Here is a 13698-nt window from a genome sequence, read left to right as displayed (position 1 = left end):
ATGGCGGCGCCCCAACTCAAGAGCGCCATGACGTCCGACAACGCACCCCTGATCGCCCCCGAACCGCGCCCCGGCTCCAACCTGCCGGAATTCACCGTCGGCGACCTCGCCCGCCGGCTGAAGCGCAGCATCGAGGAGGAATTCGGCTTCGTCCGCGTCCGCGGCGAGATCAGCCAGCCGAAGAAGCACAGCTCCGGCCACTGCTACATGCGGCTCAAGGACGACACCGCGGTGATCGAGGCGGTGTGCTGGCGCGGCACCATGGCGAAGCTGGCGGTCCGGCCGGAGGAAGGGCTGGAAGTCATCGTCACCGGACGGATGACCACTTACCCCGGCCGCTCGCAATACCAGCTGATCGTCGAGTCGATGGAGTTGGCCGGCGAAGGCGCCCTGCTGAAAATGCTGGAGGAGCGCAAGCGCCGGCTGGCGGCGGAGGGGCTGTTCGACCCTGGCCGCAAGAAGCGCATCCCCTTCCTGCCCGACGTGATCGGCGTCGTCACCTCCCCCACCGGCGCGGTCATCCGCGACATCCTGCACCGGCTGAACGACCGCTTCCCCCGCCATGTCCTGCTGTGGCCGGTCGCCGTCCAGGGTGAGCGCGCGGCGGCTGAGGTGACGGCGGCCATCGAGGGCTTCAACCGCATCCAGCCGGGTGAGCGGGTGCCTCGCCCCGACCTCATCATCGTCGCGCGCGGCGGCGGCTCGCTGGAAGACCTGATGGCCTTCAACGAGGAGAATGTGGTGCGCGCCGCGGCGGCCAGCGCCATCCCGCTGATCTCCGCCGTCGGGCACGAGACCGACACCACCCTGATCGACTTCGCGTCCGACCTGCGCGCGCCCACCCCGACCGCCGCCGCCGAGATGGCGGTGCCGGTGCGCGGCGAGTTGCTCGCCCAGATCCTGGACGATGAGCGCCGCCTGCTCGCCAGCGCATCGCGCGCGGTGGAGGACCGCCGCAACCGGGTGGAGGGGCTGGCCCGTGGCCTGGGCGATCCCCGCGCCCTGCTGGAGAGCCATGCCCAGCGGCTGGACGACCGCGCCGAACGGCTGAACCTCGCCGCCTCCGCGCTGCTGGAGCGGCGACGCACCCGTGTCGGCGAACTGGCCGCCAAGCTGCGCCACCCGCGCGAAAAGCTGGCCCAGGCCGAACAGAGGTTGTCGTCGGAGAATCGGGCGCTCGACTCGGCCCTGCGCCATGCGGTGACCACCGCCGGCGGGCGGTTCGACCGCGTCGCCGGCCGGCTGTCGCTGACCCCGGCGCGGGTGAAGCTGGCGGATGGAGAGCGCCGCGTCGCCGACCTGACACCGCGCCTCGACCGCAGCTATGCCAAGGGGGTTGCCGACAAGGCGGCGAAGCTGGCATCGCTCGGCCAATTGCTGGAAAGTTACAGCTACAAGGGCGTGCTGGCCCGCGGCTTCGCCCTGGTCGAGGATCGCGACGGCCGGCCCGTGACCCGCGCCGATCAGGCGACACCTGGTCTGGCCGTCAACATCGTCTTCGCCGATGACACCAAAGTTGCCGCAACCATCGACGGCGGCGCCCCGAAAGCGGAGGCAAAGCCCGAGACGTCGGCGGAGCCTAAGCCGGAGAAGAAGACGGCGCCGCGCAAGCCGCGGGTGGTTCCGGTGCAGGGGAGTTTGTTTTAGGGGATGTCGCCTGTTAAACTGGCAGGCGGCTCGGAGGCAGGCAAATGACGGCGTTCGGAGTTTCGGCGGAACCGGAGCGGCAAGTGCCGAAACGGGCCAATTGCGGGACTCTGCCGGACGAGGCGGCCGCTCTGACGTTGGTCTGCGACCGGCTGGTACAGGCGCTGTCGCCACTGGAAATCCGCCTGTTCGGCTCCCGCGCCGCTGGCATGGCAGCCTCCGACAGCGATTTCGACCTGCTGGTGATCTTCGCCGACGAGCGTGGCGAGGCTGTGCTGGATTACGACACCGCCTATGCTCCCGTCCGCGGCTTGGGGATCGGCTGCGACGTAGTGCCCTGCCTGCTCGGCGATTATGAGGCGGAGCGGGACGTCCCCGGCACGCTGCCTTACGCTGCCGCGCGAGGCCGGCAGCTCTACCGTCGGCCGGACGGCGCCCAACAATGAACCGCCGCGTCGCCGCTTTCCTGACCTTGGCTGAAGAAGAGGCCGGCGCTGCCGAACAGTCGATCGACGACTTTCCATCCTGATCGAGCGGGCGCGCCACTTCACCGCTTAAAAATCCCGGTGGTGGAGCGACTTCTTCCACCACCGGGATGCCGATCCTTACACCGCCCCCGCATAGCTCCAGCGCAGGGTCTCGCCGCTGCGGAAGGGCAGGACGGCGTCGCCCTCGCTGACCAGGATCAGGTCGGGGGTGACCGACGGGCGGCGTTCCAGCGCCACGCGCTCTTCGCTGACCGGCAGGTTGTAGAAACGCGGGCCGTTCAGGCTGGCGAAGGCTTCCAGCTTGTCGAGCGCACCGGCCTCGTCGAAGGCCTCGGCGTAGAGTTCCAGCGCGTTGGCGGCGGTGAAGCAGCCGGCGCAGCCGCAGGCGGCCTCCTTGGCCGTGACCGTGTGCGGTGCAGTGTCGGTGCCCAGGAAGAACGGCCCCTCGCCGGAGATCGCCGCCTCGACCAGCGCCACCCGGTGGGTTTCGCGCTTGGCGATCGGCAGGCAGTAGAGGTGCGGGCGGATGCCGCCCTGGAAGATGTGGCTGCGGTTGATCAGCAGGTGGTGCGCGGTGATGGTGGCGCCGATCCGGCCGCTGGCGGCATGCGCCCGCACGAACTGCACGGCGTCGGCCGTCGTCACATGCTCCAGCACCACGCGCAGGGTCTGGTGACGCTCCAGCAGCGGGGCCAGGATGGTATCGATGAACACCGCCTCGCGGTCGAAGATGTCGACCGACTGGTCGGTCACCTCGCCATGGATCAGCAGCGGCATGCCGATCTCCGCCATGCGCTCCAGGACCGGGGCGATGCGGGCGATGTCGGTGACGCCATGGGCGCTGTTGGTGGTGGCGTTGGCGGGATAGAGCTTGGCGGCGGCGAACACCCCGTCCTTGAAGCCCTGCGCCAGATCGGCGGCGTCGGTGCCGTCGGTCAGATAAGCGGTCATCAGCGGGGTGAAGTCCACGCCATCCGGCAGGGCATCCAGGATGCGCTCGCGATAGGCTACGGCATCGGCGGCCGTCGCCACCGGCGGCTTCAGGTTCGGCATCACGATGGCGCGGCCGAACTGGCGGGCGGTGAAGGGCAGAACCGCCTTCAACATGGCGCCGTCGCGCAGATGGACATGCCAGTCGTCGGGACGGCGGATGACAAGACGGTCGTTCGGCATGGATCGGGTCCCGGCGCTGGTGTCGAGGAAGGTGGCGAGCTTGGACGACGTTCTATCGCCATCGCCGCCGCATCTCAACAGAACCGGGACGCCGCATCCTCGTGCCGGAGCGCCTGCCCACCCGCCGGCCGGCGTTGGCGGGTGGGCAGGCGCAGCCGGAATGCAGCTTTACTGGATGGTGGTCGAGGTCTTCAGGCCGAGGATGCCGTCGATCTTCGCGGCCTGCTCGGCGGTCACCGGCTTGCCGCCGATGCTGGCGAGCTGCTGCCGCGCCTCAGCCACCGCCTTGTCGCGGGCGGCGCTGTCCTTCAGCGCATGGGCGGCCAGCATCTGCTCGTGATACTTGCCGAGCTGGACCGTCAGCTGCTCGGTCGGCTTGGCGCCCAGTTCCTTGGCGACGGCATCGGCCTGAGTCTTGGTCACCTCGGCCTTCGGCGTGGCCGCGACCTGCTCATGCTTGGTCTTGGCGGCATCGGCCTTGGTGGCGTCGGCCTTCGGAGCTTCGTGCTTGGTGGCTTCGGTCTTGGTGGCTTCGGTCTTGGTAGCCTCGCTCTTGGTAACGGCCTTATGGTCGGTCTTCTGCTCGACCTTCGGCGCAGTCGTGGTGGAGTCGGTCGTCGCGGCGGGGGCGGACGCGGCCGGGGCGGCCGGAACGACCGTTGCGGCACCCGCGCTCAGCACGGGGGCTGCCGCCATCAGAGCGGCAAACGCAAGGGTCGAAACGGACGAGCGGATACGCGACCCAAAGATGGTGCCGGACATTTGGTTTCTCCATTTCGGTGAACGATCCGCGCTGCGGGATCGTGCTTAGATGAACGCCGCCCCACTGCCGTTCATTCCACGCCCTTCCAAAAAATTTTCGCCCCAACTGAAAAATTTATCCCAGCCTTTTTGGGCGCAGGTGACGGGGCCGGCGAAAGGGGCTAGAAAACGCACGCTTTTCCTATCCAAGCGCGGACCCTCTCCGATGAGCCTGATCACGCCCCGCACCCCGCCCGGAACGATGGAGCTGCTGCCGCGCCAGCAGGTGGCCTTCCAGCGCATGCTGGACACCATCCGCCGCGGCTATGAGCGGTTCGGCTTCGTCCCCGTCGAAACCCCGGTGTTCGAGACGGTGGACACGCTGCTGACCAAATCGGGTGGCGAGACGGAGAAGCAGGTCTATTTCGTCCAGTCCACCGGCGCCATCCAGCAGGGCAACAAGCCGGAACTGGCCCTGCGCTTCGACCTGACCGTGCCGCTCGCCCGCTATGTGGCTGAGCATGAGCGCGACCTCGCCTTCCCCTTCCGCCGCTACCAGATCCAGCGGGTCTACCGCGGCGAGCGGGCGCAGCGCGGGCGCTTCCGCGAATTCTACCAGTGCGACATCGACGTGATCGGCAAGGACAGCCTGTCCGCCCATTACGATGCCGAGATTCCGGCAGTCATCCACCATGTCTTCACCGAGCTGAACTTCGGCGGCTTCACCATCAACGTGAACAACCGCAAGATCCTGCTGGGCCTGCTCGACGGTCTGGGCGTTGCCGACGCCGACACCCGCGTCCTGGTTCTGCGCGAGATCGACAAGCTGGACAAGATCGGCCGCGACAAGGTGCGCGCGAGCCTCCTGGGCCTTGGCGTGACCGAGCATGCCGCCGACACCATCCTGTCGCTGATCGACATGAAGGGCACGAACGCCGAAACGCTGGCCGCACTCGGCGCGCTCGACATCGAGAACGCCATCTTCCGCGAAGGCGTCGGCGAACTGACCACCGTCATCGAGGGGCTGAAGGCCTTCCAGGTGCCGGAGGGCACGGTGCGCATCAACCTCGCCATCGCGCGCGGGCTGGATTACTACACCGGCACCGTCTACGAGACCTTCCTGAACGACCATCCCGGCATCGGCTCGGTCTGCTCCGGCGGGCGCTACGAGAATCTCGCCAGCCACTACACCAAGTCGAAGCTGCCGGGCGTCGGCATCTCCATCGGCGCCACCCGCCTGTTCTACCAGCTGATGGAGGCCGGCATCATCAAGGACGCCGCCCCCACCGCCCAGGTGCTGGTGACCCAGATGGACCCTGCCCTCTCCGCCGATTATTTCCGCATGGCCAGCGAGCTGCGCGCCGCCGGCATCAACACGGAAATCCAGTTGGATGGCGGCAAGATCGCCAAGCAGATGAAGTATGCCGACCGCGCCGGCATCCCCGTCGTCCTACTGATGGGCTCCGACGAGAAGACCCGCGGCACCGCGACCCTGAAGCATCTGGTCAAGGGCGAGCAGGTCGAGGTCCCGCTGGCCGAACTGGCGGCGCGGGCGAAGGTGCTGCTGGAGGGGTGAGGAGTACCGCCTTAAACTCCCCGTTAACCATAAATCCCCTATCGTTCCGGCTTACACCGACCGTGTGAGTCGGGCGGCAGGGGGTTCGCTTCCGATATGGCCAAGGGGTGGATGCAGGTTGGGCGCTGGGCCCGGCGGGCGGCGATCGGCGCGACGCTGGCGACCACCGTGGCCGCCGCCGGCTATGCCGGGTGGCAGGAGATGCAGACCTCGCGTCTCCAGGCCCGGCTGCTCTCCGGTGTCGCACAGTCGATGACCGTCTCCCTGCGTGAAGGCCCCAACCCCCAGGCGCGCTATCCCAAGCATGGGCCGTACAGCGAACGGCTCGGCTACACCGCCCTGCCCGGCTATCTCGACGCGCTGACCCATGATCTCTATGCGGTCGAACGGCAGGCGGTGCTGTCGCCGTCGCTCGACCGTTTCATGGCCGGCGGCGGCTTTCCGATCTACCGTGAGAAGACACAGGCCGGGCTGACCCTGCTCGACCGCAACGGCGCGGTCATGTATTCGGCGCGCTATCCCGAACGGGTGTTCGACGGCTTCGATGACGTGCCGAGGCTGGTCTCCGACACGCTGCTGTTCATCGAGAACCGCGAGTTGCTGGACGCCGACCAGCCGCGCCGCAATCCGGCGGTGGAATGGGACCGCTTCGGCGCGGCGGTGGCGATGCTGCCCTTGCAGATGGTCCGGCCGGGTCAGCGCTCCCCCGGCGGCTCGACGCTCGCCACCCAGATCGAGAAGTACCGCCATTCGCCCGACGGACAGACCACCGGCAGTGTGGAGAAGCTGCGCCAGATGGCGTCGGCCAGCGTCCGCGCCTACAGCGACGGCGAGGACACCACGCAGGCCCGCCGCCGCATCCTGGTCGATTACCTGAACTCCACCCCGCTGACCGCGCGGGCCGGCTTCGGCGAGGTGAACGGGCTGGGCGACGGGTTATGGGCCTGGTTCGGCACCGACCTGTCCATCGCCAAGCGCGTGCTGAGCGAACCGGCAACCGACCCACGTACGCTGAAACTGAAGGCGCTGGCCTACAAGCAGGTTCTGGCCCTGCTGCTGGCGCAGCGACGGCCCTCCCATTACCTGATCCAGGACCGCGCCGCCCTCGACCGGCTGGCAAATGCCCACCTGCGGGCGCTGGCTCAGGCCGGGGTGATCGATCCGGCGTTGCGTGACGCGGCGCTGGCCACGCCGCTGGCCTTCCGCGAAGAGGCGCCGACCGCCCCCGCCACCTCCTTCGTCGAGCAGAAGGCGACCAACGCCATCCGCGCCCGGTTGCTGGGCATGCTCGGCGTCTCCAACCTCTATGCGCTCGACCGGATCGACCTCACCGCGCAATCCACCCTGGATGCGGAGACGCAGGCCCGCGTGGTGGAGGTGCTGGGCAAGCTGAACGAGCCCGACTTTGCCCGCTCGCTCGGGCTGACCGGCGAACGGCTGCTCGACGCCCGCAACAACGACCTGTCCAAGCTGGTCTATTCGATCACGCTGTACGAGCGGGGTCCTGAGGCCAATTACCTGCGCGTCCAGGCCGACAACCTCGACCAGCCGCTGGACATCAACGACGGGGCCAAGCTCGATCTCGGCTCCACCGCCAAGCTGCGCACGCTGACCACCTATCTGGAGATCGTCGCCGAACTGCACAGCCGCTATGCCCACCTGCCGAAAGAACTGCTGGCCGATGTCGAGGACGAGGCATCGGACAATCTGACCCGCTGGGCCACCTCCTGGCTTGCCGCCTCCCCCGACCGCCGGCTGCCGGCCATGCTGGACGCGGCGATGGAGCGGCGCTATTCCGCCGGTCCCGGCGAGGTGTTCTTCACCGGCGGCGGCCAGCACAGCTTCGTCAACTTCAACAAGGACGACAACGGCCGCATCCTGACCGTGCAGGAGGCGTTGCGGAACAGCGTCAACCTGCCCTTCATCCGGCTGATGCGCGACGTCGTCCAGTTCTATATGGACGAGGGGGCGGACGACGGCGCCGACATCCTGCGCTCGCCCGACCATCCGGCCCGGCAGGCCTATCTCGCCCGCTTCGCCGACCGCGAAGGGTCGGATTTCCTCAACCGCTTCTACAACGACTACCGCAAGCGCACGCCGGACGAGGCGCTGGCCCGGCTGGCGACCCGCTCACGTCCGGTGCCGCACCGGCTGGCGGTGATCTTCCGCAGCGTGCGGCCCAAGGCCGGGCTGGCCGAGTTCTCCGCCTTCCTGCGCGCCCGGCTGCCGAAGATGGCGTTGTCCGACGGGCAGCTTTCGGCGCTCTACGCCAAATACGGGCCGGACCGCTTCCCGCTGAACGATCTGGGTTATCTGGCCCGCGTCCATCCGCTGGAGCTGTGGCTGGTCGCCTATCTCCAGCAGCATCCCGGCGCCACGCGATCCGAGGTGCTGGCGGCCAGCGCCGACGAACGCCAGGAAAGCTATCGCTGGCTGTTCAAGAAGGGCATGGCCGCCCAGAACACCCGCATCCGAATCGGGCTGGAGGAGGAGGCGTTCCAGCGCATCACCGCCCAGTGGCGCAGCGTTGGCTATCCGTTCGAAACGCTGGTGCCGTCGCTGGCGACCGCCATCGGCAGCTCGGCCGACCGCCCGGCGGCGCTGGCGGAGCTGATGGGGCTGATCCTGAACGACGGGGTGCGCCAACCGACGGTGAAGATCCGCTCACTGCATTTCGCCGCCGGCACGCCTTACGAGGCGAAGCTGGGACTGGGGCCGCTGAAGGGCGAGCGCGTGCTGCGACCCGAGGTCTGCGCCACCCTGCGCCGGGCCCTGATGGACGTGGCGCAGAACGGCACCGCCAAGCGCGTCTGGGGCTCCTTCAAGGACCCGTCCGGCGCGCCGATCCCTATGGGCGGCAAGACCGGCACCGGCGACCATCGGCTGGACCGCTGGGGACCGGGTGGCGTGCTGATCGAATCGAAGGCGGTCAACCGCACCGCGACCTTCGTCTTCTACATCGGCGACCGCTTCTTCGGCACCATGACCGCCTTCGTCCATGGGCCGGAAGCCGACAATTACCGCTTCACCAGCGCCCTGCCCGCCCAGCTTCTGAAAAGCCTCGCCCCGGCGCTGCAGCCGCTGATCGACCAGGGTGCCACCCGCACCGCCGACACGCGCACAACACCCACCGGCCTGTAAGGCGGAAAGATCGGCCTCTTGCAGCCGGGCCTATTGCAGCCTGGTGGCGGCGACCTTGGCGGTGTCGACCGGGGTGGCGGTGCAGCCGCCCAGCGTCGGGCCGACCGGAAGCTCGCCGAAGGCGGCAAGCGCGCCTTCCGCCTTCAGCCGGCCGACGAAACCGGGCTCCACCCCGCGGGCGACCCAGGCGAACCCGAGCCAGGTGGAGCGGACCGGCTCGCCACCCGCCCGCACCATCGCCGTCATCGCCTCGGCATCGCTGGTGCCGGGTGAGAAGACCGCCAGCATCATCCCGTCGGTCGCATCCGGCAGCGCGGCGCGCTGCAGAGACAGCCCCATCAGCCCGGCCCAGACCAACAGGATGCCGCCCAGCAGGGCCGCGGCAAGTCCGTGGCCGATGGGAAGCCCGGAAGGGGATTGGGCGGGGCTGTCGTTCATGGTGGCCTACCTTACGCCTTTGCCTCGGCCGCCGCTAGCGACGGGGCCGGCTTCTCGGCGATCGGCCAGTGGACGATGGTCGCGAACATGGCCAGCGCCACGCCCAGCCACCAGACGACGTCGTAGGATCCCGTGCGCTCGTACAGCACGCCGCCCAGCCAGACGCCCAGGAAGCCGCCGACCTGATGGCTGAAGAAGGCGAAGCCGTAGAGCGTGCCCATGTAGCGGGTGCCGAACATCAGGGCGACGAGGCCGGAGGTCGGCGGCACGGTGGACAGCCACAGCAGGCCCATCACCGCGGCATAGGCGATGACGGTGACCGGCGAGATCGGCAGCAGGATGAAGATCGCCGTCGCGATGCCGCGCGAGAAATAATTGCCGCACAGCAGGTAGCGCTTGCTGACCTTGCCCGCGAGGATGCCGGACGCGTAGGAGCCGATGACGTTGAACAGGCCGATCAGCGCCAGCGCCCAGGCGGCCAGCGACGGGCTGATGCCGGCCTCGGTCAGGTAGGGCGGCAGATGGGTGGTGATGAAGGCCAGCTGGAAGCCGCAGACGAAGAAGCCGGCGACCAGCAGCACATAGCTGCGGTGCTGGAAGGCCTGGCGCACGGCGGTGACGAATCCGACATTGGCGCCGGTCACCGCATGGCCGCCACCGGCCGCTGTGCCCTTCGGGCCGGGGAAGACGCCGGCCAGCAGCGGCACCGCGATCATCGAGGCCGCCAGCAGCAGCAGGGCGGTCTGCCAGCCGAAGCCGGCGATGAAGGCCTGCCCCATCGGTGCGAACAGGAACTGGCCCATCGATCCGGCGGCGGTGGCGATGCCGACCGACCAGCTGCGCTGTTCCGGCGGCAACAGCCGGGTGAAGCCGGCGATGATGATGCCGAAGGACGCGCCGGACAGGCCGAGCCCGATCAGCACGCCTGCGGTCAGGTACAACTCCATGCTGGTGGTGGCGTAGGGCATCAGCGCCAGACCGGCCGCATAGAGAATGCCGCCGCCGGCCAGCACCGGGGCCGGGCCGTAGCGGTCGGTCAGCGCCCCGGCGAAGGGGCCGCCGGCGCCCCACAGGATGTTCTGGATCGCCATCGCCAGTGCGAAGACGTCACGGCCCCAGCCGCGGGTTTCCGAAAGCGGGCCGATGAAGAGGCCCATGCTGGACCGCGGTCCGAAGGCCAGCATCGAGATCAGGCAACCGCAAACGACGACGAGTGCGGGCGTCCTCCAGGAGGGCGCCGGTGCGGGGGTGGCGGTGGTCAAGGCGTCCTCCCGGAAGGGGCCGGCATTGCGCGCCGGTGTTGTGGAACTGCTATGCCCCGACGATAGGCGGGCACCAACAGTTCGGCAAATTCATAATCGGCAACCGGGTCATTCCGCGGCAGAATGCAGGACGGGAGGTTGAGCAGTCCGGCGATCGGGCCGATGCGAGGCCGACAATTCATGCCGCAGAGACTGCTCCAGCCTGTCGAACACCGGGGCGATGCGACCGGTCGTGCGTGCCTGGATCAGCCAGATCGTCACCGCCATCCGGAAATCGGGCAATTCGAGTGGCCGGACGGCGACCGCACCGGGAATCGGCGCGATCAACCCCATCGGCGCCAGACCGAAGCCGACGCCGCGCGCCACCAGCGACACCAGCAGGCTCTGGTCATAGGCCTCCACCGTCACGTTCGGCTGCAGGCCGAGCGGCGCCAGCGCCTGATGAAGCGCCTCCCGATACCGGCAGCCGTTCGGCTGCAACACCCAGCCGCGTCGGTTCATGGCCGCCAGATCGGCGGAACCGTCGCCGGGAGAGGCGATGATGCTGACCGGTTCGGTCCCGATCCGGCGGACCGGCAAATCGTCAGGCGGCGCCTGATCGTCGCACATCAGGATCAGCGCACCATCCAGGCTGCCGGCGCGAACCTGCTCGATCAGCGGGTTGCTCCAGTCCGCATGCAGCCGCAGGGTCAGGCCGGGGAAGCCGGCGCGCAACTCGTCCAGAGGCCGGCCGGCGGCCAGCGCGGTCAGCACATGCGCCGTCCCCAGCCGCAGCAGCCCGCGCGGCTCGGCCGATCCGGCGAAGGCGTCGGCAAAGTCGCTGGTTGCCGCCAGAATGCGCCGGGCATGGGCCAGCGCCAGTTCGCCGTCGCGGGTCAGGGCCAGCGGCTTGGTCTGCCGGTCGAACAGCACGACGCCCAGTTCCGCCTCCAGCCGCTGGATCAGCCGCGACACGGCCGATTGCGTCAGCCCCAGCCGGTTGCCGGCCTCCTGCACCGACTGCGCATCGGCGACGGCGATGAAGGTACGGATCTCGTTGAGCTTCATGGGGCCTCGAACGGGTTCAGCAAAGGAATCCCAAAGGCTTGGAAGTCACGGACATTGCGAGTGGCGATCGCCAGTCCGTGGGCCTGTGCGGTGGCAGCGATCAGTGCGTCCACTGGATCGCAGTTGCGGTGAGCGTTTCGAAGATGTCCCCAGAGCGTCGCGACCGTTAGCGACACGGGCAGTACGCACTCGGTCCAGGTCTCCACGCCTTTTATCCAAAGGTCGAGCTGTTCTGCCTTTGCAGCATTGGTTGGACGGAGATTGGCAATTCCGCGGTGAATTTCCCCGATGCTGATGACGCTGATGAAGGCTTGAGACGGTGGAAGATGCTCCAGCCAGGCAATTGCTTGCGGGTCCGGTCTCGGCCGCCTTGGTTCAGACAAGATATTGGTATCCAGCAGGAAGCCCATCATAAGGAATCTGTAGCAAAGTCGACCGGCTTGCGGGTATTCGGCCCATGGCGCTCGCCGATTGCCTGATTCAAATCGATGTCTGCCGCATCGACGGGACGCAGAAGCGCTTCGATAACATTGGTAGGCATAGGCTCGGGAGCGCCGGCGTTCTCTCCGCGCAACCGTTCATAGTCAGCGGCCGACAGCATGACCATCGATGGCTTGCCAGGACGGACGATGGTCAATGGGCCCTCGGCCAACGCACGCTCGATGGCGGCATCCAGACCAGGGTCGTCGGCTTTGGAATACAATACACCCATGCCCCACCCTCCACCGTCAATCACCACAATGGTGACTCTCGGCACGGGGTGACAGGCTGTCAAGCGGTGCGCTAGGCTGCGGTCCATGACCATCGAATCCAACCTTCCCGCCACCCCGCCCGACCGTTCCAGCCGCGAATATCCCGACCGTCCCTGGGTCGGTGTCGGGGCCGTCGTCTGGCGCGGCGACAAGGTTCTGCTGATCCGGCGGGGCAAGGCACCGCGGATGGGCCAGTGGAGCCTGCCCGGCGGAGCGCAGTCGGTCGGCGAAACCGTGTTCGAGACCGCCGTGCGCGAGGTACGCGAGGAGACCGGGTTGGAGGTGGTGCCGACCGGAATCGTCACCGTGGTCGACGCCATCACTCCCGATGCCGAGGGCCGCGTCCACTATCACTACACTTTGGTGGAAGTGGCGGCGGAGAGTGCCGAGGGCGACCCGGTCTGCGCCGACGATGCGCTGGAAGCCTGCTGGGCCACCGCCGAGGAGGCTGGCGAACTGACGGAATGGGACGAGACCCGGCGGGTCATCCTGATGTCTGCGGCCCAGCGGCGGAACCCGACCCCATAGGCCGCAGGGTGCCGATGACGCTCCGCTCGGCCAGGAACTCACTCACCCCGTCGGCGCTCAGCGGACGCGACAGCCAATAGCCCTGCAGAACGTCGCAGCGGTAAGCCTGCAGATAGAGCCGCTGTTCCGGCGTCTCCACCCCTTCCGCCACCACGCCCAAATCCAGCGCGTGGGCCAGCGCCACCACCGCCTGGACGATGGCGGCCGCATCGCGGTCCTCCACCATCGCCTGGACGAACTGCTTGTCGATCTTCAGCGCCTCTACCGGAACCCGACGCAAGGTGGCCAGCGACGACCAGCCGGTGCCGAAATCGTCCAGCACCAGCCGAATCCCGGCACCGCGAAGCTGCACCAGTGCCTCGCGCGCCTCGGCGCCATGACTGAACATGCTGGTTTCGGTCAGCTCCAGCTTCAGGTTGGCGGCCGGCAGGCCGGTCTCCGTCAGGATTCCGAGCACCTTCAGCACCAGCCCCGGATCGTCGAGCTGCCGCGCCGACAGGTTCACCGACACCGGAATGTCGGGGTAGCCGGCACGCAGCCAGCCGGCGGCCTCCCTGCAGGCGGTCCGCAGAGTCCATTCGCCCAGCAGATGGATCGCTTCCCCTTGTTCGGCCATCGGAACGAAGACGTCGGGGGGCAGCATGGTGCCGTCGGACAGGCGCCAGCGCGACAGAGCCTCGAAGCCGGTCAGGCGGCTGGTGACGACGTCGGCCTGCGGCTGGAAGACCAGGGAGAGTTCCTGACGGTCGATGGCATCGCGCACCCGCTCGGCGAATCCGGCGTCGGATATCCCCTGCGCTTCGGGTCCGTTCGACGTCGCGTGCGTGTTCGCCACCGTCCGCTCCCTCTCGACAACCATTCCCGGGTTCGACAACGGCCCGCTGGGCCTCATTGCCATAACAACC

The 13698-nt window shown here is 68.1% G+C and carries 13 protein-coding genes; 5 read left to right on the top strand and 8 right to left on the bottom strand.

Annotated elements, in window-relative coordinates; all coding sequences use genetic code 11:
• The first annotated feature begins 27 nt into the window (after positions 1 to 27).
• Together xseA and TSO5_RS25160 are read left to right on the top strand one after the other, a co-directional pair.
• Positions 28 to 1647, top strand: a complete 1620-nt coding sequence (gene xseA, locus TSO5_RS25165; protein WP_109154197.1) for an exodeoxyribonuclease VII large subunit — start codon at positions 28 to 30, stop codon at positions 1645 to 1647.
• 44 nt (positions 1648 to 1691) lie between these two features.
• Positions 1692 to 2093: a nucleotidyltransferase domain-containing protein gene (locus TSO5_RS25160; protein ID WP_109154196.1), complete on the top strand. Its 402-nt coding sequence runs from the start codon at positions 1692 to 1694 to the stop codon at positions 2091 to 2093.
• A 159-nt stretch (positions 2094 to 2252) separates the two neighbouring features.
• On the opposite strand, the gene pyrC is transcribed toward TSO5_RS25160, so the two are convergent.
• A complete protein-coding gene (gene pyrC, locus TSO5_RS25155) occupies positions 2253 to 3308 on the bottom strand; it encodes a dihydroorotase (protein ID WP_109154195.1) in 1056 nt (351 codons plus the stop codon).
• Between the two features lie 168 nt (positions 3309 to 3476).
• Positions 3477 to 4070, bottom strand: coding sequence for a hypothetical protein (locus TSO5_RS25150; RefSeq protein WP_109154194.1), 594 nt, complete (start codon positions 4068 to 4070; stop codon positions 3477 to 3479).
• 205 nt (positions 4071 to 4275) lie between these two features.
• Here TSO5_RS25150 and hisS point away from each other — a divergent pair, with 205 nt between their 5' ends.
• Entirely contained in the window at positions 4276 to 5625 is a 1350-nt protein-coding gene (gene hisS / locus TSO5_RS25145; RefSeq protein WP_109154193.1) for a histidine--tRNA ligase, read from the top strand.
• A gap of 96 nt (positions 5626 to 5721) precedes the next feature.
• A complete protein-coding gene (locus tag TSO5_RS25140) occupies positions 5722 to 8766 on the top strand; it encodes a transglycosylase domain-containing protein (RefSeq protein ID WP_109154192.1) in 3045 nt (1014 codons plus the stop codon).
• A gap of 30 nt (positions 8767 to 8796) precedes the next feature.
• On the opposite strand, the gene TSO5_RS25135 is transcribed toward TSO5_RS25140, so the two are convergent.
• The 5 genes from TSO5_RS25135 to TSO5_RS33055 form a co-directional block, all read right to left on the bottom strand.
• Complete coding sequence (locus TSO5_RS25135; protein ID WP_109154191.1) at positions 8797 to 9204, bottom strand: hypothetical protein; 408 nt, start codon at positions 9202 to 9204, stop codon at positions 8797 to 8799.
• Positions 9205 to 9215: 11 nt separating this feature from the next.
• Entirely contained in the window at positions 9216 to 10466 is a 1251-nt protein-coding gene (locus TSO5_RS25130; RefSeq protein ID WP_109154190.1) for an MFS transporter, read from the bottom strand.
• 108 nt (positions 10467 to 10574) lie between these two features.
• On the bottom strand, positions 10575 to 11513 hold the full coding sequence (locus TSO5_RS25125; protein ID WP_109154189.1) for a LysR family transcriptional regulator: 939 nt from the start codon (positions 11511 to 11513) through the stop codon (positions 10575 to 10577).
• Complete coding sequence (locus tag TSO5_RS25120) at positions 11510 to 11926, bottom strand: type II toxin-antitoxin system VapC family toxin (RefSeq protein WP_109154188.1); 417 nt, start codon at positions 11924 to 11926, stop codon at positions 11510 to 11512. The genes TSO5_RS25125 and TSO5_RS25120 overlap by 4 nt, the downstream gene beginning before the upstream one ends.
• Complete coding sequence (locus TSO5_RS33055; protein WP_199231005.1) at positions 11923 to 12312, bottom strand: type II toxin-antitoxin system prevent-host-death family antitoxin; 390 nt, start codon at positions 12310 to 12312, stop codon at positions 11923 to 11925. Before TSO5_RS33055 ends, TSO5_RS25120 begins: the two co-directional genes overlap by 4 nt.
• Between TSO5_RS33055 and TSO5_RS25110 the strand changes: the two genes are divergently transcribed.
• Positions 12311 to 12793, top strand: coding sequence for an NUDIX hydrolase (locus TSO5_RS25110; protein WP_109154186.1), 483 nt, complete (start codon positions 12311 to 12313; stop codon positions 12791 to 12793). The genes TSO5_RS33055 and TSO5_RS25110 overlap by 2 nt on opposite strands.
• Here TSO5_RS25110 and TSO5_RS25105 read toward each other — a convergent pair.
• Positions 12750 to 13628, bottom strand: coding sequence for an EAL domain-containing protein (locus TSO5_RS25105; protein ID WP_247870960.1), 879 nt, complete (start codon positions 13626 to 13628; stop codon positions 12750 to 12752). The genes TSO5_RS25110 and TSO5_RS25105 overlap by 44 nt on opposite strands.
• Between the last annotated feature and the right edge of the window lie 70 nt (positions 13629 to 13698).

The organism is Azospirillum sp. TSO5 (assembly GCF_003116065.1).
Lineage (GTDB): Bacteria > Pseudomonadota > Alphaproteobacteria > Azospirillales > Azospirillaceae > Azospirillum.
This window is presented reverse-complemented; position numbering and strand designations above follow the sequence as displayed.